Consider the following 26,644-nt stretch of genomic DNA (forward strand, 5'->3'; position numbering starts at 1 on the left):
GATGCACAAAGATATTCTTTAATCTAGATGGCAACTTTTCCTTTGATCACCCATCGATTATTCCCTTCAAAACAAAGAAGCTGCCGAAATGAATCTTCGACAGCTTCCTTAAAGAGTAAGAACAATTGATACTATTTATCGTGACGCTCTAGGTGCCACACAATCAGAACAATTTCTCTGATTGTTCTTTTTAAATTTCGTAAACGTTTTTTCGAAATTTTGCCCACATGAACATTTAAACAATAGTTTTTGTGAGAATCCATGATATTCAGTAGAAAGTAGTATTATCTCTGAATTTTTGGCCCTAATGACAAAAACTTTGCTTCCCATTTCTATACAAAAAGAGGAATCTCATACCCTTTTGAGACACTGAATTTTTTGTTTATTTTAGAATGCCGCTTCGGTCAATTACAGTTGCTATTAATCCCAATACTCTATCTGTTGTTAGCTCTTTGTTTTGTAAATTGGTAAGGTGCTGTGCTTGAATATGCTTTTTTTCTACGCCCCATTTAATAATATTTTCTGTTGCTGTATGCATTGCTGGCGAACTTGGATTCCAGTTTTTAATTTGAGTCATTACCACATTCTCCTCTTCATCTTCCACAATTAACTGTATTTGCAACTTACTATTACTTGGTACGACTACTTTACCTAACATATAACCCTTTGGCATTTTCCAATCTCTTTTGACCTCAAAATGTGGTCGATCGATATTATTAGACCAATTACCGCCCCATTCGATACCTAGCTTTTTTGCAATGGCCCCCACTCTATTTAATGTGGCCACTTCATACAATGACTGTGGGGGGCCAACTGCTATATCCCATGCTAATCGAGACTTGTGGTTACTATTTAAAGTCCACGTAACAATCCGCCCAGGCCTAGTACGCCCTTGTGCATATAGATAATTTTGACGTTCCTGACTGCGATACGTTTCTGTAATAAAGATATTGCGTATACCTGCTTTATAACATTCCTGAAATAACAGTCGGCATGCTTGTTGTGCAACTGGTAATAACTCTGCTAAATCACGACATGTCGTTGTTACGCTTGTCATTATCAACACCCTCCCCAGTAGTTTCTTTTACGATTGCAAGTAAATTCTTGATAAAGTTTGGCATCCATAAGCCCATTTTTGTACCGTTTTCAGTAATTGAGATAAATTCAAGCATACAAAATGCTATAGCTGCCCCATCACCCGCATACTCAATACCAGGTACGACTAAAGATAGTAAATAAACAGAACCAACTAGCATTAGATAATAAATTTTACGAATGATACCGTTAAAACCAACTCGACTGTTTAATTTATGATTTACAATACCAGCCAAAAGGCCTGTTACATAATCAATTGCCATAAAGCCAATTAAAACCGTTACCGCCATGCCAAGCCCATCCACAGAATAGGATATGATTGTACCGATAATCCCACTAACTGTTGCAATCCATTTCTCCATTACAACACTTCCTTTTATTGCATTTAACAAATGCTCACCACGGATGAAGATGTGGTGAGCATTTGTACAAACTCTAATGTTTTTAACAAAAAAAATAACGCTCGTCTTATGACTGCGTTTCTGATTGTTCTGCTATTGCTGTAGTAGGTAATACACTTACAATAATATGTTTATTAATAATGGCACCACCTATGTTTACAAAATTAATTTTTTGATCATTTAATGTTTCTGTAAATGCTGTTGCGTCAAACTCCGCTTTCTTTAAGTTAATTGCCTGTCCATTGTTTAGTTGTACTTGATAATCCATATTTATCATTCTCCTTTTGTTATGTTAATTTCACGTACCCTACATTAGAACCATTGATACGCACATATAAAAAATTAGAAGCAGGGCTATAAGCAATACCAATTCCTGACGTATGCCCAATAGCATAACCTTGACCATTGCCAAATGAAATGTCTCCATCAACTCGTAAATCCCCCATCACCCTTACACCTTCTAACGAACTCAAATTAATCGTATCATTATGGTGTGATATTATACCACCAGTGGATCCTCCAAAATTGATTCGTTTAGGTTGACTGTTACCGTAATGTGTACCTAGGTTGATCTCGCTGCCGATGAATATATCCTCTGTGATTCTAATGTTAGCACTATTAATATTCACACTGTTTAGGGTACCGGTATAAATGGTACCTAATTCTCCAGTTAAATCAGATAGCACACGCACAGCCCCTATCAGGTTTATCTTAGATGCCTGTATATCAATTGTTGTAGCATTTTGATTAATCATCGACACCACAGTGTTTCCTGTAAAATCTGTGACACTAACCTTTGACTGTATTTGATAAGCATTTTGTGTAATGTTACTTTCTGCACTGCTTACCCGAGTACCTAATCCACCAATTTGCGTTTGTTGGCTAGTTACAATTGATTGTATTTGTGAGGCTGTTTGAGATACTACTGATACATCATTACGTACTGTCTGGATATTGTTATTGATTGTTGTAACCTGTGAGGATATTTCACCACGTATTTCAGCAGCCGTTTGAGTAATACGGCTACTTAAATTGTTATTTAAGTCTGTTACGCTTTGTGTAATACTATCAGCCCGAATATTGATAGCTGCTAGCGATGAACCAATTTCTTCAACTTCTAAATCAATACGGTCATTTGTCTGTTCGAACTTTGAACGATAACGTTTGTCATTCGCATTAATAGTAGCTTGTTGATTGAGCAGTGCATCTACTATAGACTTGGCTTGTATATTCCCAACTTCCACTTCCGAATCGCTGTAATTACGCTTTGTCTTTTTGCTTAAAATTCGCGTCTGGTATTCTAATTGCAAATCCTCATGGATGAGCCAAACACAATCACCGACTTCACCATCTACTGTTGTGACCTTTATTTTTATTTCTGTCTCAGGTGCTGCCGGTAGTTCACTAGCTAGCCTCGCTGTCATCTCTTCCATTGATTCAATTTTATCATCATGAATTGGTTCAGCAATACGTATGCCTATTCTTGGAGAACTTGCTAATGGAGATGTGTACGTGATATCAATATCATTAGCACCATAGCCACGGATTTGGGTTTTTAATCCTGTAGTATTAACGCTGTAAGATAAAGTTTCGATGTTATGACGATAACGGAATTGTACATCATCGTCTTTTCCTATTTGCTTAGCAAAACGTACAACTTTACCCGGGAGTATTTGCCGATCACAATTAAACGTCTTACATAATTGTTCAATTAATACAATTGTATTTGCTTCCCCAAAATTCGGAATTAATTGATGACCGGCTACATCAACATTAATGAATGTCCATCCTGTCCCAGCAAGAACAAATGACATAAAATCATCGAAAGTCCTTGCCCCACCATGAATATCATATTTAAAATCATCTGCTAATGAAAAGTAACGATGAACAGCCGTAATTTTTTTGGATAGCCTATCACCCTCAAGCTGCTTCACTATATATTCATGACCATCTTCATCTTCAATAATTGCTTCGAAATCTAAAAGTGAATGCCCTGGATTTTTGTCATACAAAAAAGAGCTAAATGATATGCGTAATGCACTGTTCAACTCCTCAAATTTTTCGTAATTAGTTTCTAGTAACGGCTCTGTTAATGAGTCATTTGTGACAATGAGCAAGTAATATCACCTTCTTATATAAAAAGTTATTTTGGGAATATTCGCTTCAAAATAGCACTAGTAATAATGAATTTTCAACGAAGATGAAGGGCTATTAGCATAATTCTGACTTCTACCTTGATTTTGTTAATAGAAGTGGTTTAAGAAAAAAGGTTAATGACTAAACATTACGCTAATATATTTAAATATAAAAATAATTGTATTTAATTTTACTCACCCTATGGGAGTTACACTATTTGAAATCCCTTTAAATTACTTAACAATATGGAACGATTATACACCCTCTGTATGGACTAAGATAAAATCCTGCACGGCTTGTCTGTATTCAGTGTTAGTAATGTCATCAATGACATATACTTCATTAGTTTTTGGGTTAAGTCCTTTGTTCATAATTCTTTCCTCGGCGATACATACTACTACCTGATTTACTATTCCTTTTTTTGCAATAATATTCCTCCACCGTTTTTAGCATCCGCCTGCAATAGTCAAACATCATCTTGTAATTGTTTGATTGTTTTTTGGTCTTCGGTTTCTTCTGTCAGATAAGGAACTACTATAGGCTCCATTGTTCCCATATCTACACCTGATACATAATGCGTGACGGTATTTAAAGCGCCATATTCCATATCAATACAATGCAATGAGGTGATTTCCTTCCTTGATGATAGATAAGAAGATTCACCAAGCATAAGGATTAATTCTCCGTCTTGGTCACAGAAAACTCTTGCTCCTACTGCCATATAATTCACTCCAATTCTTTTTTATTCTGAGGCAAAATGAAATGTTCCGGGATGATTGTACACTGATTGGCCATTATTTTTAACAGTCATTACTATATTATTGCCTTGAGCTTTGACGCTAAGAACACTTACTACTTGAGGATTCATAACACCAAAAGCAGACCCTAACAATAGATATTGTCCACCAAGCTGATGTCCAGAATTTCTTGCAGTAAAACCTAGGGGAGTAACATATTCTTGTTGTTGACCTGGGTTTAAATTAATAGGAACAAAATATTCTAATGATTTCTTACCTGTTTGAATAGCTCTAATGTTAGCTGCCATTTGGTCACCTGTAGCATCAGGACTAGTTGTGATTCCCTTGTCCGTGATAGCCTGAGCTACTTTAGTGTTTTTATCAACGGACGAGGACTTTAAAGCTTCTACAGATGTAAAAAGTTGGTCTATTATTGATTGTTGAGGCGTGAAAGAATTTGCCACACCATGATCGTATACCGTCGTTGTCATAGCATCAATTGTTTCGTATGCGTTATTATTTACGCTGTTATATTCGAACACTACGTTAATAGGATTATTGGTCGCGGCTCTTTTAGTTATGGTAATAACAAACGCCCCACCACCGCCGTCCCAAATATCGGAGAACGTAAACCTTTGACCCATAGTGTCTTTCGGTAAGTCAATAATTGTTTTTCTTTGCCAATGTATTCTACCATCAAACCCAGCAACGATATCGTATTTTATAATTGCTTCCCCACCAGCATTACCCACACTATATGATGACGCGACCTTCAGAGTTATAGATCCCGCTAAACCAAATCCATGAGGAATTATGAAGTTAAAATCTTCTGAATTGACCGTTGTTTTCCATGACGTATAAAACGCCTTTTTAATATAATTTTTATCAAAGTTTATAAGACTGTTGTTATTATATCTATTAGCCTGCAATGAATCATAGATTAACTGCTGTTTTGCTGCATCGACATGTAATTCTGAATTATTTGCATGGTTGCCTAAATCTATTTTTGTTTTATTCCACTTATCACGCTCCCCTTCTTGTAGATGGTCATCCTCGTTAGTGAAGTGATTAGTAGCTGTTTGCTTTAACTCTGTTACGACTTGTGTTATTTCCGAGATGTCTGCATCAGCACCTGCCGGACCTTGTGGGCCAGTTGCCCCCGCGTCGCCTTTATCACCCTTGTCACCTTTTGGCCCCTTGATGTTTCCTGCATCCTCCCATACAACTCCACTCCACACATAGAGATTTCCATCAATTAAATATGCATCTCCAACATCGCCAGTAGCTGGTAGGTCGTCTACGCTTTTAAGACTCCCACGTACATTAATACCAGTACCTGTTTCCCCTTGTTCACCCTTGTCACCTTTTTCACCCTTCTCAGCTAGTAGCTGCCAATGTGCATTAGAGATCGTCGGTAGATCTGGGGGAACATTTCCTTTAGTATTTTGCAACGCAATATATCCACTACCATTCAGCGTAACGATATTATTTTTCAAATACTGAGTATCATTGTTGTACTCTAATTTCCCACTTAATTGATTCACAAAATTTTGCATGTCAGTAATTGAAGTCAAGGCGTCTTGTGTAGCATTTATAGCATCTTGTACAGCTAGATAGGTATTACTGGTTGCTTCATTCGCACTTTCAGTTGCAACATTTGCATTTGTTATAGCATTATTTAAATCTACTAATGAAATAGATATCGTTTGAAGTGCTGCTTGTAACGCCGCATTGTTAGTGTCTATTGCTTCTTGTGTTGCCGTGTTATTTAATTCAATAGCTTGCTGTACAGCAATGTTAGCATCAACTACAGCTTGGTTGAGTTGATTTAAAAGCTCATCGACTTCCCCATCCGCAAGAATATTGATTTGTGTTTGTAAATTCGTTAATCCTGCAATGATACGATTCCAGTTTTCATTTATTTTACTTCGTTCTGAACGACTAATTGGTGATTGTGTCGTGTGTAAACTAATCGTCATTTTTTCACCTTCCTTACAAATATAAAAACCTAAAATTAAAAACGATACTGTGAACAGTACCGCCTGAAATCCAAAAGTTATTATCACCAACAGATAAAGTGATTAGCTTTTTATTTGTTTGTTTAAAAACAGATGTACCATTTTTAAATGATTGAACATCCTTTAGTACAAGTGTGTCTGTAGAATATAATGATCCGCTAAAAGTATAAGATTCCCCAGTTGTTCCATTTGTGATCGTAATGCTATTGTCAAAAATCCCTTTGAGCACAATTTCTAACTCATGTCTACGTGGATCGATTGCGACATTGCCATAATTTTTTACAGTAAAGCTATTACTACTATATGAGTAAGCTAAATCTTCATCCCAATCAAATCCCATACCCCAAGCCCATTTATCAATATCCCATTCCTTTAAATCTAAAGTTGTGGGTACAGACTCAGCATAAATATTTTCACAAATAAATTGAATATCTAGCTCTCCTACTTTTCGAAGCAGCTCATTTGGTTGATAACTATTCGCCAAACGTACCTTCCATCTTTTACCTGGCTCTGCTTCAAAAATAATATAAAAAAATTCTTTACGAGCAAATAATGCGTTAATATCTGCAACAAACAATTTAAAATCATGATAATCAAATGCTTTATACATAAATTTCGCTGTAATCGTTCGTCCACTAAAGCGTGTATTAGTAAAGATTGCACCGTCACCACCATCCATCTCGGATGACTGATGCTCTATAGACACAGAAGGAATGTAATATTTTAATAATTTTAAACTGTAGTCGCTCATCATAAGTTCGCGGCCATCCTTTAAAATCATTTTCATATACCACTTAACCCCCTTGTTAATGCATTGATACTTGCATTGTTATATTGTCTACCACTGACTACATCCACAACAGATTCACCCAGAATCTGTCCATCTAAAACGGATTGTACAATAATCGTAGAGGGACTAGAGTTTTGTGCTACAATGTTATTCTTAGATTTTTGTGCCGGCGATGAAGGTGAATCTAGTACGGCACTATTCGCCAATCGTTCGCTTACATTTGTAGCCTTATTCATAATCGAATTAAGCCCATTTACTAACCCCTCGCTTACATTCTGTATGACAGAAGAGGTTGGATTGATATTAAGTGCTTTTTTAATTGTCTCTGCGGCATTTTTCGCAAGACTATTTGCTGTTTGTTGTAATGTTGGTTGCATTCCTTTCATGCCATCAATTAATCCTTGAATAGCATTTTTTCCAATATCATTCATAGACCCTAATATTTCGCTTGTACCAAAAACGACTTCATTAATTTTCCCCTGCCATTCTGTATTTAAAGTTGTCAATTCAGTTTTTGCCGTATTTCGTAAAGCCTCAATTTTTGCTTTTGTTTCAGCTTGTAATGGCTCTAACTCCTTAATCGCTGCTTCACGAGCTATATAAAGTTTCTCTTCATACAGCTCCTCATATTGCAATAGTTCCCCATCTGTCATACGGTTCAGTGCTTGTAATTGCGCGAGAACATTTGGGCCCATTGCTTCTAATTCATCGATAATAGTACTTGATAATCCCCGCATTTCAAGTTGTGATAGCTCAATTCGCCATTGAGAAAGAGCATTTACTTGCTCACTTAAATTTTGGGTTAGACTTGATGATTCTACTGAATCGGCTATCTTCACTTCATCGAATAGTCCAAAGTATCCTTTAATGCTTTTCGCACGGCTCTCCAAAGCATTGGTATAGGCGTCGTTAAGCTTCTGCTCCTCATCCAATAACTTTTTATTAATATCCTGTGTTTGCTTTAAATAATCATTATTGATTGTCTTGATTTTTTCACTAATTGCTTTTTTAGTATCATAGAATTTCTCTTCATAATAAGTACGTTCCTCTGTACCCGCTTCATATTGTGCAAGAAAATTTTCGTAAATTTTCAATTCCTCTGCGAGCGATAGTGTGTTATATTTCTTACGTTTATCAACATATTCCTTTTCATTATCGAATTGATCTTTAACCATTTCAGAATATGCCTTGTTATACGCTTTTAAAGCATTGGACTTTTCTTTAGTACCTTCTTTAAATGTCGTTGCACTATAACGCCAAAACTCTGCCTCTTGCTTTGCTGTCATTTCGCCAGCAGCCTTTTGAGCTTCTACATATTCCTTTAAAGCTATGAATTTTGCATCTGCTGAGTTAGATTCTATTTTTGCAATTTTGTCAGCGTATTGTTTAGTAATGGTTTCACTATCCTTTAAGGATTGTTCTTCAATCTGCTTAATTTGAGCTATCTGATCCACAGTAAGGGCAATTTGTTGTTTCGTTGCATTGTTTTTAATCGTAGCAATTTTTTCCGAAGCTTTTTGGGAAATCTCAATTCGTTTATTCTCAGCCTCTTTTTGTAATACTTCAATTTCGGCTGAATTGGCTTTTGTAGCACTACTTACAATTTCTTGGACTTTTTGCATTGCCTCTTTAGTAATTGATAAATGCTGCGTCACATTTGGTATTGCAGCCTCCGCTAATTCCTCAGCCGCTTTTCTAACTCCTTCATTTCCTTGCTCGATCCCGATTGCTAAACCTTCACCCACACCTTTACCAATTGGTATCATGACACGTGATGGAGAATTGATTTTCAATTTTTCCCTTACCCATTCTGGAATAAGGCCCGCTAATTCTCCAACCTTCTTTTTAACACTATCGAACATATCTCCAATACCACCAATTAAACCTGATATAATATCTTTACCTATTTTCCCCAAACTGATGCCAGATAAAAAAACTTGTGCTTCATTCCACTTTGTCTCGATTTTAGTTTTAACTTCGCCCATTTTCGTTTCTACAGCGGTTTTCATATCCGTAATTTTTTTTTCTGCTGTTTGCTTAATCTCATTCACTCTATTTTTAGTAGCAGTCCAAGCGTTATTCCAGCCATCGCTAATTGCTTTACCAAGTGCTTTGGCATCACTTGCAACATTTTCTGTGTATACTTTCCACCTTGACTTAATCTCACCAGTTTCCCAGTCCACCTTATTGACATGTTCTTCTGCTTGCAGTTGTGCCTCACTTACAACCTTTTGGTGCATGTCTTCTGCGTTAGCAACCGTTTCATCTCTTTTTCTCGCTGCCTCATCAATAACTGCTTGTGCTTCTTCTGCAGACATTGTACCCGTTTCATCTCGTTGTCGAACTGCCCATTTATGTGTTTCGTTATATTGTTCTTCTGCTTCCTTTAGAACATCTTCTTTTTGTTTAAGCGAGTTTCTCACAACTTCAGCTGCTTGTTCTGCTGTAATATTTGAAGCCTCATTTTTTAGATTTTCTAGAATAATCTTTTGCTCTACTTCACTGTCGGAAAGATGCTTGATTGCGTTCTCAGTCATCGTTTGTTGAATAAGATTGATTTCTTGTTGCTCAGCCTCAGTAATTCCTCTATTGTTTTCGGAGGCATTTTGATAAATTTCTTCAATTCTCGCCTTACCATCTGCGATAACCTGTTGTTGCTCAGCTTGACTTTGTGCAACCCGTTCTAAAATTTTTGCTTCCTGTTCTTCAGTTAAGGCATCACTTTGAGCAAAATGATTTTGCATAGTCTCTAATTCTTGCGCATGATCAGATTGCATTTCGGTCAACACTTGATCGCCCATCTCATTATAAATACCTACCATGTTGGCTGCCATTTCTTCTGTTACTGCTACGCCGGACCAAGCCATTTGGTTAAGTGCGACTGTCGCCTGATCAGATAATTCCAAGAAACTCCCAACTGATTCTGCGGTTGATTCTGATACTTTATCTTTCCAATCAGCAACTTGAATGGATGATTCATTTAGTTCACGACCAACTGCATAGGCTGCTAATCCGATTCCTGCAATTATGCCAACCGTTGCTCCGATAGGCCCTGTTATTAATGCCCATGCCGCGCCAAATGATGTTGTCGCGCCTCCTGCTGCACCAATTGCCGTAGAAAATCCACCAACAGCACTAATAATTGAACCAACGCTGGTTATTAACGTTCCTCCAACCACAAGTAAAGGACCAATCGCTGCCGCTAAGCCACCAATAATAGCGATTGTTTTTTGGGTTTCAGATGATAAATTACTGAACTTCTCTATCCATGGTGCAATGACATCCATTACTTCCAGAACCATTGGAATTAAAATCTGGCCAATACTAATACCAATATCCACTAGCTGATTTTTCATCATGGTCATTTGAGATTCTGTTGATTTGTAATTTTGAGCAGCTTCGTTGGATAATGCCGTATTATCTTTCCATGCTTGCGAAGAGCTATCGACTGCTGACGATAACAGATCTGATGCATTTGCCATACTCATTAACACATCGGTTTCATCACCGTTAACCCCTAAATCTGTTAAAATACTTTTTAAATTAGCACCGCCTTCTGAGGTTTCAGCTAACCCTTTCACCAATGCATCTAATGCTGAAACAGCGTCCGTCTCAAATGCCTTTTTAAAATCAGCACTAGACATATTTGCTGCTTTTGCAAAGCCAGATAAGCTCTCGCCTCCATCACCAACAGCTTTTTGAATCTTTTGCAGAACTGTTGTCATGGCAGCTCCACCAGTATCAGCCTCGATACCTAAACTAGACATTGTCCCAGCAAGACCCATTATTTGCGCCTCAGTCATGCCTAATTGCGCACCTTGCTTGGCAAACCCCATTCCCATTGCGATAATGTCAGATTCAGTTACACCCATCTTGTTACTAAGCTCGACAACAGATGAGCCTAATCGGTCAAAATCTCCCTGGCTCATCCCGACGATACCAGCAAAACGAGCAAATTCAGTTGCTGCCTCCTCTCGCGTCATGCTTGTTGATGCTCCTAAGTCAATAACTGTACGAGAGAAAGATAGTAAATGATCTTCAGCTATCCCCAACTGACCAGCTGATTCAACAACCCCTGCTATTTCAGTAGCACTTACTGGAAGTTCTTTAGCCATACTACGTATTCCGTCTTCAAGCTTTTTAAAATTTTCTTCACTCGTGTTGACAGATTGCCGCACACCAGCAAATGCATTTTCAAAATCTACTGCTGCATTAAAGGCTAAAACGCCAATCGCTTTTATAGGTGTTGAAATCGTAGATATGCTTTCACCAACAGATTTCATTTTTCCGCCAACCTCTTGAAACTGGTTCCATTTAGAGGATTGTATATCTAATTGATTACTAACTTCTGATAATTGCGTATTTAATTGATTATATTCAGCGAGTGCTTCATTTACAGCAATTGCCTGTTGTTCAATTGCTTCTTCGGATGCTGTTCCAGATGCTACTAATTCAGTATATCTATTGCTTTGTTCTCTTAACTTAATGTTAGATGCTTCAACAGAACGGAATAGAATATTGTTTTTTTGTGATAAACCCTCGATAGAGTTTTCATATTCATTACCCCGTGCTTGTAAAGCTTGTAGCTCAGCTCCCATTGCAGTCAATCTTCTGATGGATTGATCTATGGAACCATTAAAATTATCTGCGTTGAGACTCAGTTCAATAGCACTAATATTCGTCATATATTCTTCACCGCCTTTTTTGGCAAAAATCAAAATCACAACCAAGAAATTTCGTTGGCTGTGACCTCCTCCATATCTTCATAATCATCTGAAAGCTCAAACCAAAAATGGATATCCATTTCGTCAATTTCATGTAATTTGTAGCCCTCTTTTATCAATTCACGATAAAACTTTTTAATATTTTGATATGGTGTTAGTCCGCTAACTTTCCCTCCGCATCACTAATAGCAGTTTTCGTTTCAAGTCCTCCGATGTTCAACACACTATTAAATACACGCATAATTTCATCTTGCAGCTTTCCTGCTTCCAATCCATCCCATACGTCATCTACTGTAAATTGACTATCAAAAACATTAACAACAAAGCCAATCATTTCATCAAAAGTTTCGACGGAAATTTCATTGCCTTCTTTACGCATTTTTTCATTCATCTTTAGGGCATTACGGAATACACGAGCCTTTACAAAGTCATTGTTAAACATTCTTTCTTGACCGTCTATTTTCAATATAATCTGCATCATTCATCCATCCTTTTTATCATAATTAAAAAAGAAACCCTCGAAAGGGCTTCTCACTATTAAGGGGTTGGTACTGTTTCACTTGGTTTTGTAACTGTGGTAAAGAACGTTTCCGCTGTCGCTGTAACTCCCGCATCACGTGTATCCACAGTATGTTTGATAATTCCATCGATTAATGGTAATGCTTCACCACCAAATGGATACACTTTATAGCTTGTTTCACCTTTTTTACGTGTAGCGTTCGATTCTTCACCCGGTTTTAGTTTTGCTTTTAAAAGCCATACTAATTTAGATCCTGATTCAAAACCAATTGCAATTGCGTTTGGTGTATCATTTGCATTGGTGATAACACCCCCCTCGGCAGATTTTTTATGCCCGTACCAGTCAACTAGTACTTCCGTTGGTAAATCTGCTGTTTCACCCGCAATCGTGATAGAGTCTAATTGCGCTTCTTGATCTACGACACGATCTCCTGCATCTAGATGTGCTTCTGAAAAGTTAGGTGTAAGTGTAAGAGAAATAGGCATTGTTAATGTCTTAACATCACCCCATGTTTCAGTTTGTGCATCTGTCATTAGTGCATAGTGAATACGTTTTAAGCTAATTTTTTGCGGTTTTTCATTTACGATTGTTGTCATTTACATGACCTCCTAATTTTTTTAATTACTCATCAAAAAAGATAAATTGTAGCACTCGGTTAAAGTGTGATGCACCTTCCTCATTCGGTACGTCATATTCCAAAACTCGTTCAAAGCCAGCTTTCTCCATCAATTGTTTGATACGCTCTACAAGTTGATGGTAACTAGAGTCAGACCATACTTTTAGTTGTATAAGTCGTTCCGTTTCTATTTCGTTTTCACCTACTTCGAAAATTGGCTTGGCACTTACCTCTAAAAAGGTAATATACTGATTTGGTTTTTCAGAGCCAGAAGGGATTCCATTAAATATGACTGGTAAGCCTAATGGCTCTAATATAGTAGGAATGTAATTAAATAAATCTCTCATGACATTATCTCCTCAATCTACATCTGCCATTATATTGGTGGTCACTTCTATTACGCTTGACAAATTCAGGTGAAAAACAGATTGATTGCCTTATACTTTTTCATTTAATTCACCTCCCTTCAATGAATTAAATATCGCTATTAAACGATATTTTTTCTTTTCACTGTAGCAATTGGGTACTTTGCTCGTAATAAAAAACGTCTTCTGATTTTCTATCAGCAGACGCTTTCATACTAAAAAAACTATTTAATGATTTTTGCTTACTCACTATTTGCCACCTCCTTTCAAGGTTAATGTTAGTTCCAAAACAATAAGAAACATTTCTTAAAGTTATCATTCACTGTAAATAAATTGAGAACTAGGACTCTATTTCTCTTCTAATACAAACCATATTGTGTGTAATAATGTCTTTTAGGTATACTTCTTCTTGCCTCAATTTTTCCATTTGATCACCATCTGCCCACTTCATTTCACGATGTAACTCGCGCATTTTAGATTGGCTTTTACGTGTAGATTCATCCGTATAAAAACAGACATACTCTCGACCACAATTAGGACAATTAAAGTATGTCTTCTCAATAGACTTATGCAACTGTTCTTTCTTAAAATATGAAACATAAAACTTATGCCCACATGATTTATTACACTTTGCATAGATTGGATCCATAATTCGCATTCCTTTCTTAAAATAATTGAAATATTATTAAAAATTAATGATGATTGAATAATCAGCAATCGACAGGGTGAAATTTCTTTAAAGCTAATCTCATTATCTTGTAACGAACTATTACACTAACATCATATAACGAATATTCAATAGTCTCTATACACACTACTAGCTGTCAGAAAAGTGAAAGTTTATACGATAACACTAGATAGGTTATTCTACTGATTTGCTAAACAACTTAATCATCTATTTAATTCCTACAGAACCATAAAAAAAAGCCACTCAAAAATGAGTGGCCTTGAAGCAATAAAGAGAACACTTGTCATTGCCGTGATAAAAGCAATATATCTAACTATTACGTCAACACTATAAAAAATAATCAATATTTTCTATTCATATTAACAGATATCAGGAAAGTGAAAGTTTTATTTCGTGAGCGAATCGAACCATCTTAGCAATTTCTGCATGCTTCTTGTATATATAACTAGCACTGTAATTTAACTCTTCCGCAATTTCTTCCAATGTCATCCCCTCAACATATTTCAACTTCAATATTTTATGATTTAATCCTTTAAATTTACTAATTAGCTCCATAAAATTTTCCTTTTCGTTTTGCTTAATCTTTAATTCATTTTCAATTCGTTCAATTCGCTCTTCCAGCTTCGCACCATCAGATTCAGCAGTAAGTTTCACACCTGCTAAATCACCGCTTACCCAACGTTTCAGCTCTTTTCTTGATTGTTCAAGATTAAATTCCAGGTATGCAATTTCATCTTCCATTTGCCGATAGTCTAGTAACCATTCATACATCTGCTGCACCTACTTTTTATTTTTTTATAACTATTAATAGGAGATATATAAGTCATGAAGAGTGGCCATTAGATGTCCTACTATGTTATATTTTTAACAGATTTATTTTTTCTAGTGCTCGTCATCGGTTGCCGCCTTTAGCGAGCTTTTTTTAGTTTTTCATAATATCGTAGTTAGATTCTTCATCTTGAATCGAGTACACATTTCTTGCCCCCAATTCTTAAATACACAAATCCTAGTTAACAATCTATCTTAATATAAAATACTTCTTGGCTTCATGTGTTTATCAATTCCCTAGGCGTATATTTAATAACCTCTAAAGCAGACGCTAAACCGTCGATATAATCTTTATGCCCCTGATATTCTTTTACAAGATTGGGTAACACATAGTCATCGAATCGCAAATCATTGTGATTTAACACTTCCTCTACTATTTGATGACGCAATTCAAGTAAGTACTGATTCGATTCCTCTAGTAAGTCATTTAGAGCATCGACATACTCTTTATTTTTATCAGGGAATTTTAGTGCCTCTTGCATATTTACAGTTATTCCTGCACCAAAATATGTTCTCGCATTTTCTTCAGGAGATGTTAAATCGTTCCCATTGTCATCCTCAGCATTTGCGTTAAAAATTTTATCTGAGTAATAATTGATTGGTGTTACTTTCATCTTACGATCTAATTCATTTAATCTAGCTTTCATTTTCTAAAATTCCCCTTAATTTTATTTTTATCCCTCTAAAGAACAAACATTCGTTTTTACATCAAATCTCTACAAACTTCCACTATAGATTTCATTGATTAAAATGCGAAATAAAAATACCTTTAAACGGTACTTCTTCATAAAAAAAATCATCATATTTACCGTCATTTACAATTGGCAATCTTATCGAGTCTACTGGAACATTGTAGATATCAGCGACCTTTTCTAACAAAAAACCTGGTATAGCAGTAATTCCCCGTTCATACTTGCTCAATGTTTTAGCTGTGACACCAATTTTAGAAGCTACATCTCCTTGTTCTAATTCTGCATTAACACGAGCTGCCCTTAACGATATTCTTATCATTTTATAACCTCCTATATTCTATAAACACAATATAGTACCTTTAAACAGTATAGTCAAGTATTAACATATCGCAAATACTCTTTAAAGGTACTAAAAGTTTTACAAAACTACTCAATTTCGGTATCATCATAGACAAGGAGGTGATTTATCTTGGGAAAAACAGATGTAAAGTTAGTTTTTTCTAAAAATTTAAAATATCAATTAAATAAAAAAGGTTTGAATCAAACTGATATGGCAAGAGATTTGAATATCCCTGAAACCACAGTTTCTAATTGGATGAAGGCTAGCACATACCCTAGACCAGATAAGTTACAGTTAATGGCTGACTATTTTAAGATTAAGCGATCCGATTTAACTGAAGAACAACCAACTAATTTAATCGAAATGCAGCCAAATTTCGTGAAAATTCCTATTCTCGGCACAATTGCTTGTGGAGAACCGATCCTTGCAGAACAAAATGTAGAAAGTTATATGTATGAGTTCGCTGACTTATTACCTGCTGGCAATATTTTTGCTTTAGTAGCAAAAGGAGATTCAATGGAACCGACTATACCGGATGGTTCTAAAGTTTTGATAAGGGAACAAAGTGAAGTTGAGTATGGTGAGATTGCAGCAGTTCTTGTAAACGGTGATACTGAAGCAACACTTAAACGGGTAAAAAAACAAGGGGATACAATCTTCCTAATGCCGGACAATCCAAAGCACGAGCCGTACATCGTCAATGAAAATAATCCTGCAAAAATTATCGGTAAAGCAGTCAGTTTCAAAGTAACACTTTAATTAATTTGCGCAAACTAATTAAATAAAAAAAGTAAAGAGTAGCTCATCCGCTACTCTTTACTTATTTCTAACAGATTAAATAGTTAAGAAAACTTCGAACTCTATAAATTCTGATTTAATAGTTTAACCACAATAATGACTAGGATTCACCCATCAATGTCCCTGAACTTTCCAACATAATTGAAATTTATCGTGACGTTCTAGGTGCCACACAATTTGAACAATTTCTCTGATTGTTCTTTTTAAATTTCGTAAACGTTTTTTCGAAATTTTGCCCACATGAACATTTAAACAATAGTTTTTGTGAGAATCCATGATATTCAGTAGAGAGTAGTTTGCAGTCTGAATTTTTTGTTACATACTCACGGATATTTTCAATGGTCCATTTTTTATTCATAGTTATACACCTCCGATGAAAGAAGTTTCGGATACCTTTCATTCAATTAGGCGTATGCTTCCCTAATCTACTTGAGTTCTCTAATTATAGCATCATTTCTATAAATATTAAACTTCGTCATTCGTATAGCTCCTGCACGACTTTAAGGAAGTAAAACTATCGAATATAAACCAATATTTTATTCTTCGTCCTCAGCCACTAACAACACCGAAAGTGCCATTATTTTGGAGAACTGCGCACGTGTCAGATTTCCTTTCGGATTAAATTTCCCACCGTCACCACCAACAATTCCTAATTGTTGTAATAAACCGATAGAATCCACTGTTTCCTTACGCATTTGACCCTTATCAGTAAATGTATTATTTTTACTACTCTTCTCTACCGCATCAATCTCCATTCCAATCAAGTATTTTGCTGTTACATCTGCCATTTCCTCACGTGTCACAAGTTTATTTGGCTCAAAATTAGTGCCATCAAAAATATCGATTAGTCCATACTCTTGTAAAATTGCTACTTCTTTTGCGCCCCAAAATCCTTGCATATCCTTATATGTAGCAGGTCCTTCATAATCTTCATTTACATCTAAACCAGATGCACGGAAAATCATCGCTGCCAGTTGGCCACGCGTTACTTGTCCATTTGGGTTGAATGTTGTATTAGAAGTACCGTTTATCACGTCTACTTGGTAGAGGAATTGGATATAACTTTCAGCCCAATGTCCGATTGTATCTGTGAAATAACCACCTGGTTTTAAATCTAAATCCGTAGGGTTTAATGCTGTAAAGAATTCATTTGAATCTTGAGCACTTATTTCTTGCCAAGCACCTTCTACATAAATTTCAGTTTTGAAAGATGCTCCTGATTGAGTAAACTTCATCTGAATGGCATCCTTAAAAATTTCTTCTAACCCTTTATGAATCTCTTCGTATTCTTTTGCTTCCTCTTCCTCATAGGATTCCTTAATCGCCTCTAACGAAATTTTTAATGTAATGCTATTTTTATCTGAAACTACTGACATTTGATCTTCTTCATAAACCAATTTGGCAAGAACCAATGTTTTGTAGATTTCTTGATAGGATAAAGCTTGTACCTGGCTAACGTTTGTCGTAGCAGCAAGCTGTTTTATGTAAGACTTACTAGGAACTTCTGCATTTTCTTTTGCCTGTGCTTGAAGATCAAAGCCTCCTGTTAAACAAGTAATACTTAATGCTCCAGCTAAAATTGTTTTTTTCACTATTACTATTCCCCCTTCATTTCATAAATTTAGTGTACTAAATCGACAGAACTTTAATCCACTTATATATGAAAATTATGTAAAAAACATTAAAAATTCCCTATGATAAAATGCGTAATCCCTGTCAAACTCTTTATGTAATTTAGCAAGACTATTTTAAAAGTTCCATGAATTGCATAGGTAATTTTCCCCGCATAGTAGATAACTACTTTCCCTCTCTTTAAAACAAAAATATAACCAGCGATTCTAACAAGACAAGCATACAAACTCCCCCGGCACATATACTTTATAAATTTGTTTTCTCTTCAATATAAATGAAGGAAATCTCAGCTATGTGTAGCTGAAGATACAGTATTAAAATAAGCTCAATTAGGAGGACTTGTATGGTCATCACCCCTGGCATTGCGGATTTACCATATGTTATTCAAGCCAATGGAACAAAGTTTTTCACTTTAATTGCTGAAGAAATCACATGGGAACTAGTAGATGGCATTTTTATTAAAGCATGGGGGTACAACGGGTCTACGCCTGGGCCCACGATTCGTGTTTGTCCTGGAGATCATGTATGTATTCGAGTCATTAATCGCTTGCCTGAAAAGACGAGCGTTCATTGGCATGGATTAATTGTGCCCAATAATATGGATGGTGTTCCACCAATCGAACCGTCCCCATTTATCGAACCCGGGCATTATTTTGATTACCATTTTAAGATTCAAAATCCACCTGGCACTTATATGTATCATTCTCATGTTAATGTTGCCGTACAAGATAATGCAGGGCTATTAGGTGGCTTCATTGTGGAAGATCCAAGAATGCAACATATGCCTAGATATAGAGATTATCTTTGTTTATTACAAGAATGGGCTATTGATAAGCTTCCTTGGGGGAACCTAACTAGAGGAAAATACAACTTAAATTTCATAAAACCCGAATTCAATTTCTTTACAATAAACGGAAAATGCTGTCCATTTACTAAACCTTTACCTGTCAAATACGGGGATCTAGTACGAGTTCGTTTTGGCAATATCCAAATGAACCATCATCCTATGCATTTACATGGTCATCAGTTCAGCGTTGTTGGTGCAGATGGATTCCCCATTCCAGAAAAAACACAAATTCGCAAAAATACAATACTCGTTGCCTCTGGAGAAACGTGGGATATAAGTTTCCTAGCGAATAATCCAGGTGTTTGGCCATTCCATTGTCACATGCCCCATCATGTCACAAATAATGGTGCACCTGGTTTGGGTGGTATGTTTACTACAGTTCATTATTATTAATTGTGTCCTTTAAGTCGACAGAAAAACACCTTCACGTTGATTGGATAGGGTACAATACCTACTTTCAACGAAAGGTGTTATTCTTTGTCTCGCTTTTTCGATTAATATTCTTCAGTCATCAAGTGATGATATAACTAATGGTTGAGCGCTCTGTATAATAATGCGACAAATTGGGCGCGAGTTAGAGATGCTTCTGGTTTAAAGTAACCATTATCTCCTAGCGAAATATCATTCACTGCTAACGCATTAATATAATTATATGCCCAGTGTGTTGGTAGCACATCTCTAAAAATAGGTGTGTTCGCTACTGGTAAGTTTAATTCAATCGCTAATACTTTTGCTATTTGAGCACGTGTCATATTTGCATTTGGGTTGAAATTCCCATTATTCCCTTCAAAAAGACCCGCTTGTTGTACTAAAGTAATTACACCATAATACGGATGATTCGTTGGAATATCTTTAAATGCCAGTGCTTCCTTTTTAGGACTTAGCTGAAATACACGCGTTAATATTAATGCGACGTGCTGACGTGTTATCGGCTCATTAGGCCTAAACGTACTATCAGAATATCCTGTTATATATCCTCTTTTAACAAAATCATATATCATCTCACCAGCCCAATGATCCACCTGTACATCTGAAAAGATAACATCTGTTGTTGGTTTTTCTGGTTGATTTGGCTCTGTTGGTGTTGGCTTTTGTTCATTTGGTTTCGTTGGTGTCGGCTTCGGTTGCTCAGGCATTGTCGGTTCAACAGACTTTGGAGTTTCTGGAGTTGGAGTTGGTTGCCCTGGTGTTGGATTAGGGCCAGTACCTGGATTCGGATTTTGTCCATCACTACTACCACTACCACTACCACTACCACCATCAGACGAACTGTTCTTATCCCACATTGCATACAGCATCAGATTAGCAGTTCCCATTTTGATTGTTTGTCCTCCACTATAAGTGGTTCCTGTTCCATCGGCTTTTGTGTTCCACCCTATAAATGTATATCCACTCTTCACCAAATTACTTAAATTCCCCAATATCGAAACCGTCGCTTGCGTTTTATATTGATTTGTATCTGTTGGAACTTTGCCTCCATACGCCCCATTTCCATCGTAAATAACCGTAAATGTTGGTTGTGACTTTGTTGTAAAGTTCCAAATCGTATGGTCAACTATACCTGAATAATTATTTCCTACTATATCCGTAAATGCTCCTTCATCAATTTCAACACTATAGACGATGTTATGAGCTAAATCCGCTGAAGGATCAACGGTCACCACTCCATCCAAAACAGTAACATTGGAATCATTCGCTTCAATACTCGCCACTATTTGATTTTCAGTAACATTCTTAATGATAATATTCTTACCAGTGACTGGTACAACGTTTTCATTAAACGTCAATATAAGGTTGTCTGTATTCAACACGTCAAGTGCATTATGAAGCGGGTAGTATTCTGTTACTTCAGGTTGTTCTTTATCAAATAATACGATCGTACCTGTTGTAACATTTGTCACTTGCAGACCTTTATTGCCATTTAAATCTTGGAAGTCGAGTGTAAAACTCACAGGTCCATCGGAATCCTGAGACTGTAATGTATAAGTGGCTTGCCACGTTTTTGCATCCCCATCCCCTTTATCTGTTACAGTTGCGGCTTTACCTGCAATTGTAGCGATTGGCAAATGCACATCCTCACTCGTTACAATCTCTAATGTTACGATATCACCAACTTTAGCAAATTCCTGATTTACATTATTCGAATGCATTGTTACTGTTTGAACAGTTGGCTTTGTTCCGTCTAATGAGATTGAACTTCCATCAGTTGTTCCTGTAACTTCAGTCGCTTGATTCCCGACTAAATCATGGAAGTTAATTGTAAAACCGAGTATTCCATCTGAATCTCCATTTGCAATAACATAGGTTGCCTGCCACGTTTTTTCATCTCCATTTTGAATCACTGTTGCCGCCTTCCCCGCTATCGTTACAGTTGGGGTTTGGATACTTTCACTTGTTGTGAAAGAAAGTGTAACAGTGTCTCCTACTTTGGCTTTTGTAGGATCTACATTACTTGAAAAAATCGTCACTGTTGACGCGTTCGGTGACTGTTTATCAAATGTAATAGCTGTTCCTGTTGTGACAGTTGTTACTTGTGATCCTATATTTCCAATTAAATCTTCATAACTAATTGTAAATGCAAGCGTACCATCTGTATCATTGGCTTGCATCGTATAACTGGCACTCCATGTTTTTGCATCACTATCGCCACCATTATTTATCGTTGCACTTTTACCTGCAATCGTAACGGTAGGTGAATTTATGTCTTCACTTGCGACAATATTTAAAGTGATGACATCTCCAACCTTTGCTTTTGTTGTGTCATTATTACTTGAATTCATTGTAACTGTTGTGAGTGTCGGTGCCGTGTTATCGAAAATAACTGCTCTTCCCGAAGTTACTGTAGTAACCTGTACGCCTACATTTCCAATAATATCTTTATAATCAATAGTAAAGCTTACGACTCCTTCTACATCTCCAGATTGCAATGTATAACTCGCTTGCCATGTTTTTGCATCCCCATCACCTTTATCTGAAACAGCTGCAGCCTTCCCTAAAATTGTAACTACCGGCATTTGAACATCCTTACTCATCACAATATCTAATGTAATAATATCGCCAACTTTAGCGACTTCAGGATTTGCATTATTAGAACGCATCGTTACTTTTTGTACAGTCGGCATTGTTCTGTCAAATTTTACGGAACTTCCGTCAGTTGTTCCTGTAACTTCAGCTGCCTGATTGCCTGCTAGATCTTTGACATTTACAGTGAAATGAATTGTTCCATCTGAATCGCCATTAGCCATGACATAGGTTGCTTGCCACTTTGTTGTATCTCCATTTTGAGTTACTGTTGCCGCCCTACTTGCTATCGTTACAATTGGTGTTTGAATACTTTCATTTGTTGTGATAGTTAAGGTAATCGTGTCTCCTACTTTGGCTTTTGTAGGATCTACATTGTTAGATTTTATCGATACTACCGATATTTGTGGCGCAGTCTTATCAATTAAAAATGTTACGGTTGTCGTATTTCCTACTGCATCTGTTACCACTAAAGTGTAATTACCGTCTGCACTGACTATAGTTCCATTTGTAAATGCGGCGCCATTTAGTGTAGCAGTCCCTTCATTAAATGTTATCGTTACACTTGTGTTATATGTTCCATTATTTGTGACACCTGTAACTACTGGTGGTGTTGTATCTAACACAATTGTATCTGTCAGTATGTTTGATATGTTACCAGCAGCATCTCTTAATTTCATATAAACCGTTTTACTTCCATCACCACTTGCCATTACCCAACTTTTATTCGAAGCACTTGGTTCCCATGCACTCCAAGTAACACCATCGTTAGAAAACTGCATCTCAACCGGTTCACCCTCTGCATCCATTGCAGTAGTCGTTAAGGTTACACTCGTTGAGTTTGTAATATTCGCTCCACCATTAATGGTTAATGATCCAGTTGGCGATTGATTTTTCAGAATTTGAATAGTAAATGCTTTATCAAAAGTGTTTCCAGCATCATCCGTTGCTCTAATCGTAATACTGTAAATATTTTTTGTATCATAATCAAATACAGCACTTGTTTTTAGCTTGTTTCCATCAATCGTAAACGAACTAACGTCTCCGGACTGCAAAGAATACGTAAATGTTTCTTGTGAGTTTACTGGATCAGTAGCATTAATTGTTCCAACGATTGTGCCACTTGGTTTCTTTTCGAATACTTGAGTATTGTCAAGTACAATGTTATTTGCAGCTGTACCATCATACGTAATTGAAAATTCTGCCGCTGCTTTATTCATGGCCCCACCACTATCTGATGCAACATTTGCAGGGACATTAATTTTGACATCTCCATCAGCAGTTGGAGAAATAGTAGCAATATACGAACCTCCACTACCTGAAACACCAGTAACTGTTCCATTTAAAACAGTTATACCAGATGTAGAAAAACCTGTGACTGGTTCACTAAAATCAACCTTTACGCCAATTGGATTATGATTCGTCGGATTAGACTCATTTGATGAAATTATCACAGTAGGTCCTGCATTGATTACTAGCGTCATCATATAAGTAGACGTACTATAGTCTTTTCCATCACTCACCTTAAACGTGAAAGACGATGACGTACTACTTTGTGTTACATATTTTAATTTACCTGTATCTAAATCTGACTTACTAATTGTTCCACCGTTCGAAATAATTTCTCCTATATCAGCTTGGTTATTCCCATTCACATCAATAAAGAGCTGGCCACTACTAGGAATAATAGTCATTTGAATATGACTTAGTACATCCCCAGCATCTTCATCGCTAAAGACAAAATCTGTAGTGTTAAACGTGTACACTTGTCCCTCATTAACATTGACTGACCCATTACTAGAAGACGGTGGTTTATTTGGTGCAGGTGTTGATACCTGCTTCATAGTATAAGCACTTTTATTTCCATAAGCATCTTTAACAATCACATTAAAATAATACATAGTACTCGGAGCAAGTCCGCTCACTACGAAAGAATTTAAATCTTTTGAATAACCGCTACCCAATGGTATTCCATTTGCCTCCATATTACTTACCGTATCAATGTTACTACTACTAGATTGATAAACACGATATTCTAAGTTGTTTTCAAGTGTTGTATTATCAGTTGCTTTCGTCCAATCTAGCGTTACCCCTGATGTAGTAATATTTGAGGTGTTGATTGCTCCAGTTGAAACTGTTGGGGGTACTGAATCAGAAATATCTATTTTAAACTGTGTAAAAGTAATATCATATATACCAGCTCCTCTTGCAGGATCAGAACTAGCAGTGATCACAAAAGAATTAATACCTTCAAAGCTAATAGGTATTTCAAACTCAGATAGACCTGCCTTAGATTTAAAAAGAACTGGATTCCCTTTTTCAGCTCCGGCAATATCATATCCTTGAATCGTTACAAAATACACATCATCAACCAGATATGGAGAACCAACAGTTTTAATCGTTAATGTTTTCAGATCAAAAACACCACCTGTAAAACCTTCTCCAGCAGAAATTCTAATTGATTTCGGTGATTGAAATTCATCAGCATCAAAAAAATAACCATTAGGATAATCTGGGTTATCTTCATACTTAAAAAGATCAATACCATCATTACCCGGAACTCCAGTGACTACAAAACCATTAGTAGCATCACCTAGCCAAGAGGATTTAGTTAAATCTTGAATACATTCTGGATAACCTGGATCTCCACAGCTAGCCGCTTCTACTTTTATAGGTGAAACGAACAACACCACTGACAATTGACAAGATATAATCAACATCAAACATAACAATACATTGAATATCTTTTTTCCCATTATTCATACTCCTTCTCCATTCTTTCACACCTTTCACATCATCACTCTAACTTTACATTCAAAGTTTTTAACTTCTTGGTGGAAATACTCCATATAAACTAATAATAAAATTCATACCAAGATACGGTTGCATATTATTATGCGGTTGACTGCCACCAGTTGGTTGGATAGCAAGTGGATTCATTGGCAAGTTTACTTGTGTTGAATAAACAAGGCTAGAACCTTTACCTTGTTGATCAGTCCATATTACTTCAGTAGGATCAACACCAGAAGTTTGAATATTGTTGCAATTAGGTACATGATTATGGCTAGGTATCTCAGATTCTAGTAGTGTGACATTAGTTTCTCCACCAACCTCACCAATATGTCTAGTTGTTAATCCTGTACCAGTTCCATGATGAATAGCTACTCTACCATTTAGATTTGGCAAAGCGAAGTTCGTTTTCCCATCCCCACCATAGTACGTACCTATAATGGCAAACAGCGCTGTATTTTCCCTAATTGATAAGAGCTGTCCATTACAAAAAGCCCAATCCTTAGGTGCATAATTACCACCGAATATTCTAATTTCGCCAACATATGGATCCATTTTCTCAACTCCCCTCTTTTTAATTTCTCTGCGGGTAAATACCAGTTATAGCCATACAGTAATTAATCACATTGTATGGTTGCATATTAGGATGCGCCTGTGAACTTCCAGCCGTTGATAAGGCTTGTTGGCTCATTGATACATTCGGCTGATTTGTTGTATAGAAAGCATTAGCGGTTACCCCCCATACGTTGCCAGAAGCTACTTTCACAGTAGCATTTTGTGAACTTCCGCTAACTTGATGTGTATGGGCTGGCATTTCATTAATCGTCAATGTATGTGCTTCTTCTCCCGCTATTTGTCCAAGCTTTATACCATTTCCAATATGAACAGGTACACGTCCTCTTAAATCAGGTAGCGCAAATGTTGTTGTTCCATTGCCACCATACAGTGTTCCTAATAATGAATATAAAGCTTGATTAGTGTTAATCGCTAATAGTTGTCCGTTACACGGCATCCATCCTCTTGGTATTCTAGCAAAGCTAAATAATCTGATTTCTCCTAAAAAAGGTTCACTCATATCTCAATACCTCCTATGCTTCCGATGGGAATATCCCTTCAAGGGCGATGATATAGCTAATTGATAAAAATGGCATCATATTGTCATGTGGGAAATTGCTACCCTTACTTGAAATAATCGTTGAGTTCATTGTGCCATTTGGCGTTTGAGTAGAATATTGCATCCCCTTTGCCCAAACCGCATTTTCAGGATTTGATGTTGTTCCTTCTAATGAAGAAGCTACAGCTCGATGTGTATGAGCCGGTAGTTGTGTAGTTGCTAACGTGACTGTTTCTGCCCCACCCTTTTTCGCCATCACAAATGGAGTTCCAGTTTTCGGATTCGTTCCCTGATGAAGAACTACTCTCCCTTGAAAATCAGGCAAAGCAAATGTCGTTAGACCATCCCCTCCATAAGTTGTACCGATTAGTGCAAACAACACTTCGTTGTTTGCTATCTGTAATAGTTGTCCATTACAAAATGCCCACCCTTGTGGTGCATAGTTTCCTGCAAACATACGAATCTCTCCGACATATGCATCCATTAAAACCC

Annotated in this window: 25 protein-coding genes; 2 read left to right on the forward strand and 23 right to left on the reverse strand. The window is 36.7% G+C overall.

Translation table 11 applies throughout. The annotated features are described in order from the left end of the window. Window positions 1–135: 135 nt before the first annotated feature. The 17 genes from ACIQZG_RS07055 to ACIQZG_RS07135 form a co-directional block, all read right to left on the reverse strand. Window positions 136–330: a hypothetical protein gene (locus ACIQZG_RS07055; protein ID WP_402754461.1), complete on the reverse strand. Its 195-nt coding sequence runs from the start codon at window positions 328–330 to the stop codon at window positions 136–138. A gap of 52 nt (window positions 331–382) precedes the next feature. After that, entirely contained in the window at window positions 383–1,057 is a 675-nt protein-coding gene (locus tag ACIQZG_RS07060) for a M15 family metallopeptidase (protein WP_402754462.1), read from the reverse strand. After that, window positions 1,029–1,457 carry a phage holin family protein gene (locus tag ACIQZG_RS07065; RefSeq protein WP_402754463.1) on the reverse strand — a complete coding sequence of 143 codons (429 nt, stop codon included), beginning with the start codon at window positions 1,455–1,457 and terminating at the stop codon, window positions 1,029–1,031. The genes ACIQZG_RS07060 and ACIQZG_RS07065 overlap by 29 nt, the downstream gene beginning before the upstream one ends. A 106-nt stretch (window positions 1,458–1,563) precedes the next feature. Continuing rightward, window positions 1,564–1,764, reverse strand: coding sequence for a hypothetical protein (locus tag ACIQZG_RS07070; protein WP_402754464.1), 201 nt, complete (start codon window positions 1,762–1,764; stop codon window positions 1,564–1,566). A 19-nt stretch (window positions 1,765–1,783) separates the two neighbouring features. Next, complete coding sequence (locus ACIQZG_RS07075; RefSeq protein ID WP_402754465.1) at window positions 1,784–3,613, reverse strand: phage tail protein; 1,830 nt, start codon at window positions 3,611–3,613, stop codon at window positions 1,784–1,786. A gap of 485 nt (window positions 3,614–4,098) precedes the next feature. Continuing rightward, complete coding sequence (locus ACIQZG_RS07080) at window positions 4,099–4,353, reverse strand: hypothetical protein (RefSeq protein ID WP_402754466.1); 255 nt, start codon at window positions 4,351–4,353, stop codon at window positions 4,099–4,101. 21 nt (window positions 4,354–4,374) lie between these two features. Next, a complete protein-coding gene (locus tag ACIQZG_RS07085; RefSeq protein WP_402754467.1) occupies window positions 4,375–6,348 on the reverse strand; it encodes a collagen-like triple helix repeat-containing protein in 1,974 nt (657 codons plus the stop codon). Window positions 6,349–6,361: 13 nt separating this feature from the next. After that, entirely contained in the window at window positions 6,362–7,174 is an 813-nt protein-coding gene (locus ACIQZG_RS07090) for a distal tail protein Dit (RefSeq protein WP_402754468.1), read from the reverse strand. Continuing rightward, window positions 7,171–11,901 carry a phage tail tape measure protein gene (locus ACIQZG_RS07095; protein WP_402754469.1) on the reverse strand — a complete coding sequence of 1,577 codons (4,731 nt, stop codon included), beginning with the start codon at window positions 11,899–11,901 and terminating at the stop codon, window positions 7,171–7,173. The genes ACIQZG_RS07090 and ACIQZG_RS07095 overlap by 4 nt, the downstream gene beginning before the upstream one ends. Then, window positions 11,898–12,020, reverse strand: coding sequence for a hypothetical protein (locus ACIQZG_RS07100; protein WP_402754470.1), 123 nt, complete (start codon window positions 12,018–12,020; stop codon window positions 11,898–11,900). The genes ACIQZG_RS07095 and ACIQZG_RS07100 overlap by 4 nt, the downstream gene beginning before the upstream one ends. 35 nt (window positions 12,021–12,055) lie before the next feature. Further along, on the reverse strand, window positions 12,056–12,379 hold the full coding sequence (gpG, locus tag ACIQZG_RS07105; RefSeq protein ID WP_402754471.1) for a phage tail assembly chaperone G: 324 nt from the start codon (window positions 12,377–12,379) through the stop codon (window positions 12,056–12,058). Between the two features lie 59 nt (window positions 12,380–12,438). Continuing rightward, window positions 12,439–13,017 (reverse strand): major tail protein, encoded by a 579-nt coding sequence (locus tag ACIQZG_RS07110; protein ID WP_402754472.1) that lies wholly within the window; start codon window positions 13,015–13,017, stop codon window positions 12,439–12,441. Window positions 13,018–13,042: 25 nt separating this feature from the next. Beyond that, window positions 13,043–13,384 (reverse strand): hypothetical protein, encoded by a 342-nt coding sequence (locus ACIQZG_RS07115; protein ID WP_402754473.1) that lies wholly within the window; start codon window positions 13,382–13,384, stop codon window positions 13,043–13,045. Between the two features lie 358 nt (window positions 13,385–13,742). Continuing rightward, window positions 13,743–14,051, reverse strand: a complete 309-nt coding sequence (locus tag ACIQZG_RS07120) for a hypothetical protein (protein WP_402754474.1) — start codon at window positions 14,049–14,051, stop codon at window positions 13,743–13,745. A gap of 408 nt (window positions 14,052–14,459) precedes the next feature. Then, the gene (locus ACIQZG_RS07125) at window positions 14,460–14,861 is read right to left on the reverse strand and encodes a hypothetical protein (RefSeq protein WP_402754475.1); all 402 of its coding nucleotides are present in this window, start codon (window positions 14,859–14,861) and stop codon (window positions 14,460–14,462) included. A 275-nt stretch (window positions 14,862–15,136) separates the two neighbouring features. Next, complete coding sequence (locus tag ACIQZG_RS07130) at window positions 15,137–15,565, reverse strand: hypothetical protein (RefSeq protein ID WP_402754476.1); 429 nt, start codon at window positions 15,563–15,565, stop codon at window positions 15,137–15,139. A 91-nt stretch (window positions 15,566–15,656) separates the two neighbouring features. Further along, complete coding sequence (locus ACIQZG_RS07135; RefSeq protein WP_402754477.1) at window positions 15,657–15,929, reverse strand: helix-turn-helix domain-containing protein; 273 nt, start codon at window positions 15,927–15,929, stop codon at window positions 15,657–15,659. A 147-nt stretch (window positions 15,930–16,076) separates the two neighbouring features. On the opposite strand from ACIQZG_RS07135, the gene ACIQZG_RS07140 reads away from it, so the two are divergent. Further along, entirely contained in the window at window positions 16,077–16,709 is a 633-nt protein-coding gene (locus ACIQZG_RS07140; protein ID WP_402754509.1) for a LexA family protein, read from the forward strand. Window positions 16,710–16,896: 187 nt separating this feature from the next. On the opposite strand, the gene ACIQZG_RS07145 is transcribed toward ACIQZG_RS07140, so the two are convergent. Continuing rightward, entirely contained in the window at window positions 16,897–17,106 is a 210-nt protein-coding gene (locus ACIQZG_RS07145; protein WP_402754478.1) for a hypothetical protein, read from the reverse strand. Window positions 17,107–17,284: 178 nt separating this feature from the next. Next, entirely contained in the window at window positions 17,285–18,340 is a 1,056-nt protein-coding gene (locus tag ACIQZG_RS07150; protein ID WP_402754479.1) for an S-layer homology domain-containing protein, read from the reverse strand. Between the two features lie 383 nt (window positions 18,341–18,723). Here ACIQZG_RS07150 and ACIQZG_RS07155 point away from each other — a divergent pair, with 383 nt between their 5' ends. After that, window positions 18,724–19,620: a multicopper oxidase family protein gene (locus ACIQZG_RS07155; protein ID WP_402754480.1), complete on the forward strand. Its 897-nt coding sequence runs from the start codon at window positions 18,724–18,726 to the stop codon at window positions 19,618–19,620. A 134-nt stretch (window positions 19,621–19,754) separates the two neighbouring features. On the opposite strand, the gene ACIQZG_RS07160 is transcribed toward ACIQZG_RS07155, so the two are convergent. The 4 genes from ACIQZG_RS07160 to ACIQZG_RS07175 all read right to left on the reverse strand — a co-directional run bounded on the left by ACIQZG_RS07160 (window position 19,755) and on the right by ACIQZG_RS07175 (window position 26,636). After that, window positions 19,755–25,004, reverse strand: coding sequence for an S-layer homology domain-containing protein (locus tag ACIQZG_RS07160; RefSeq protein WP_402754481.1), 5,250 nt, complete (start codon window positions 25,002–25,004; stop codon window positions 19,755–19,757). A 67-nt stretch (window positions 25,005–25,071) separates the two neighbouring features. Continuing rightward, on the reverse strand, window positions 25,072–25,593 hold the full coding sequence (locus ACIQZG_RS07165; protein ID WP_402754482.1) for a phage tail protein: 522 nt from the start codon (window positions 25,591–25,593) through the stop codon (window positions 25,072–25,074). Window positions 25,594–25,612: 19 nt separating this feature from the next. After that, a complete protein-coding gene (locus ACIQZG_RS07170) occupies window positions 25,613–26,113 on the reverse strand; it encodes a phage tail protein (protein WP_402754483.1) in 501 nt (166 codons plus the stop codon). 13 nt (window positions 26,114–26,126) lie between these two features. Next, window positions 26,127–26,636 (reverse strand): phage tail protein, encoded by a 510-nt coding sequence (locus ACIQZG_RS07175; RefSeq protein WP_402754484.1) that lies wholly within the window; start codon window positions 26,634–26,636, stop codon window positions 26,127–26,129. Window positions 26,637–26,644: the final 8 nt, after the last annotated feature.

This window comes from Lysinibacillus sp. NPDC096418 (assembly GCF_044762775.1).
In the GTDB taxonomy this organism is placed as follows: Bacteria; Bacillota; Bacilli; order Bacillales_A; family Planococcaceae; genus Lysinibacillus.

What these genes read in the sequence shown, in the direction of transcription:
- ACIQZG_RS07055 (WP_402754461.1), bottom strand. Translation starts at nt 330, where the DNA reads ATGGGAAGCAAAGTTTTTGTCATTAGGGCCAAAAATTCAGAGATAATA.
- ACIQZG_RS07060 (WP_402754462.1), bottom strand. Translation starts at nt 1,057, where the DNA reads ATGACAAGCGTAACAACGACATGTCGTGATTTAGCAGAGTTATTACCA.
- ACIQZG_RS07065 (WP_402754463.1), bottom strand. Translation starts at nt 1,457, where the DNA reads ATGGAGAAATGGATTGCAACAGTTAGTGGGATTATCGGTACAATCATA.
- ACIQZG_RS07070 (WP_402754464.1), bottom strand. Translation starts at nt 1,764, where the DNA reads ATGGATTATCAAGTACAACTAAACAATGGACAGGCAATTAACTTAAAG.
- ACIQZG_RS07080 (WP_402754466.1), bottom strand. Translation starts at nt 4,353, where the DNA reads ATGGCAGTAGGAGCAAGAGTTTTCTGTGACCAAGACGGAGAATTAATC.
- ACIQZG_RS07085 (WP_402754467.1), bottom strand. Translation starts at nt 6,348, where the DNA reads ATGACGATTAGTTTACACACGACACAATCACCAATTAGTCGTTCAGAA.
- ACIQZG_RS07090 (WP_402754468.1), bottom strand. Translation starts at nt 7,174, where the DNA reads ATGAAAATGATTTTAAAGGATGGCCGCGAACTTATGATGAGCGACTAC.
- gpG (WP_402754471.1), bottom strand. Translation starts at nt 12,379, where the DNA reads ATGCAGATTATATTGAAAATAGACGGTCAAGAAAGAATGTTTAACAAT.
- ACIQZG_RS07110 (WP_402754472.1), bottom strand. Translation starts at nt 13,017, where the DNA reads ATGACAACAATCGTAAATGAAAAACCGCAAAAAATTAGCTTAAAACGT.
- ACIQZG_RS07115 (WP_402754473.1), bottom strand. Translation starts at nt 13,384, where the DNA reads ATGAGAGATTTATTTAATTACATTCCTACTATATTAGAGCCATTAGGC.
- ACIQZG_RS07120 (WP_402754474.1), bottom strand. Translation starts at nt 14,051, where the DNA reads ATGGATCCAATCTATGCAAAGTGTAATAAATCATGTGGGCATAAGTTT.
- ACIQZG_RS07125 (WP_402754475.1), bottom strand. Translation starts at nt 14,861, where the DNA reads ATGTATGAATGGTTACTAGACTATCGGCAAATGGAAGATGAAATTGCA.
- ACIQZG_RS07130 (WP_402754476.1), bottom strand. Translation starts at nt 15,565, where the DNA reads ATGAAAGCTAGATTAAATGAATTAGATCGTAAGATGAAAGTAACACCA.
- ACIQZG_RS07135 (WP_402754477.1), bottom strand. Translation starts at nt 15,929, where the DNA reads ATGATAAGAATATCGTTAAGGGCAGCTCGTGTTAATGCAGAATTAGAA.
- ACIQZG_RS07145 (WP_402754478.1), bottom strand. Translation starts at nt 17,106, where the DNA reads ATGAATAAAAAATGGACCATTGAAAATATCCGTGAGTATGTAACAAAA.
- ACIQZG_RS07155 (WP_402754480.1), top strand. Translation starts at nt 18,724, where the DNA reads ATGGTCATCACCCCTGGCATTGCGGATTTACCATATGTTATTCAAGCC.
- ACIQZG_RS07160 (WP_402754481.1), bottom strand. Translation starts at nt 25,004, where the DNA reads ATGGGAAAAAAGATATTCAATGTATTGTTATGTTTGATGTTGATTATA.
- ACIQZG_RS07165 (WP_402754482.1), bottom strand. Translation starts at nt 25,593, where the DNA reads ATGGATCCATATGTTGGCGAAATTAGAATATTCGGTGGTAATTATGCA.
- ACIQZG_RS07170 (WP_402754483.1), bottom strand. Translation starts at nt 26,113, where the DNA reads ATGAGTGAACCTTTTTTAGGAGAAATCAGATTATTTAGCTTTGCTAGA.
- ACIQZG_RS07175 (WP_402754484.1), bottom strand. Translation starts at nt 26,636, where the DNA reads ATGGATGCATATGTCGGAGAGATTCGTATGTTTGCAGGAAACTATGCA.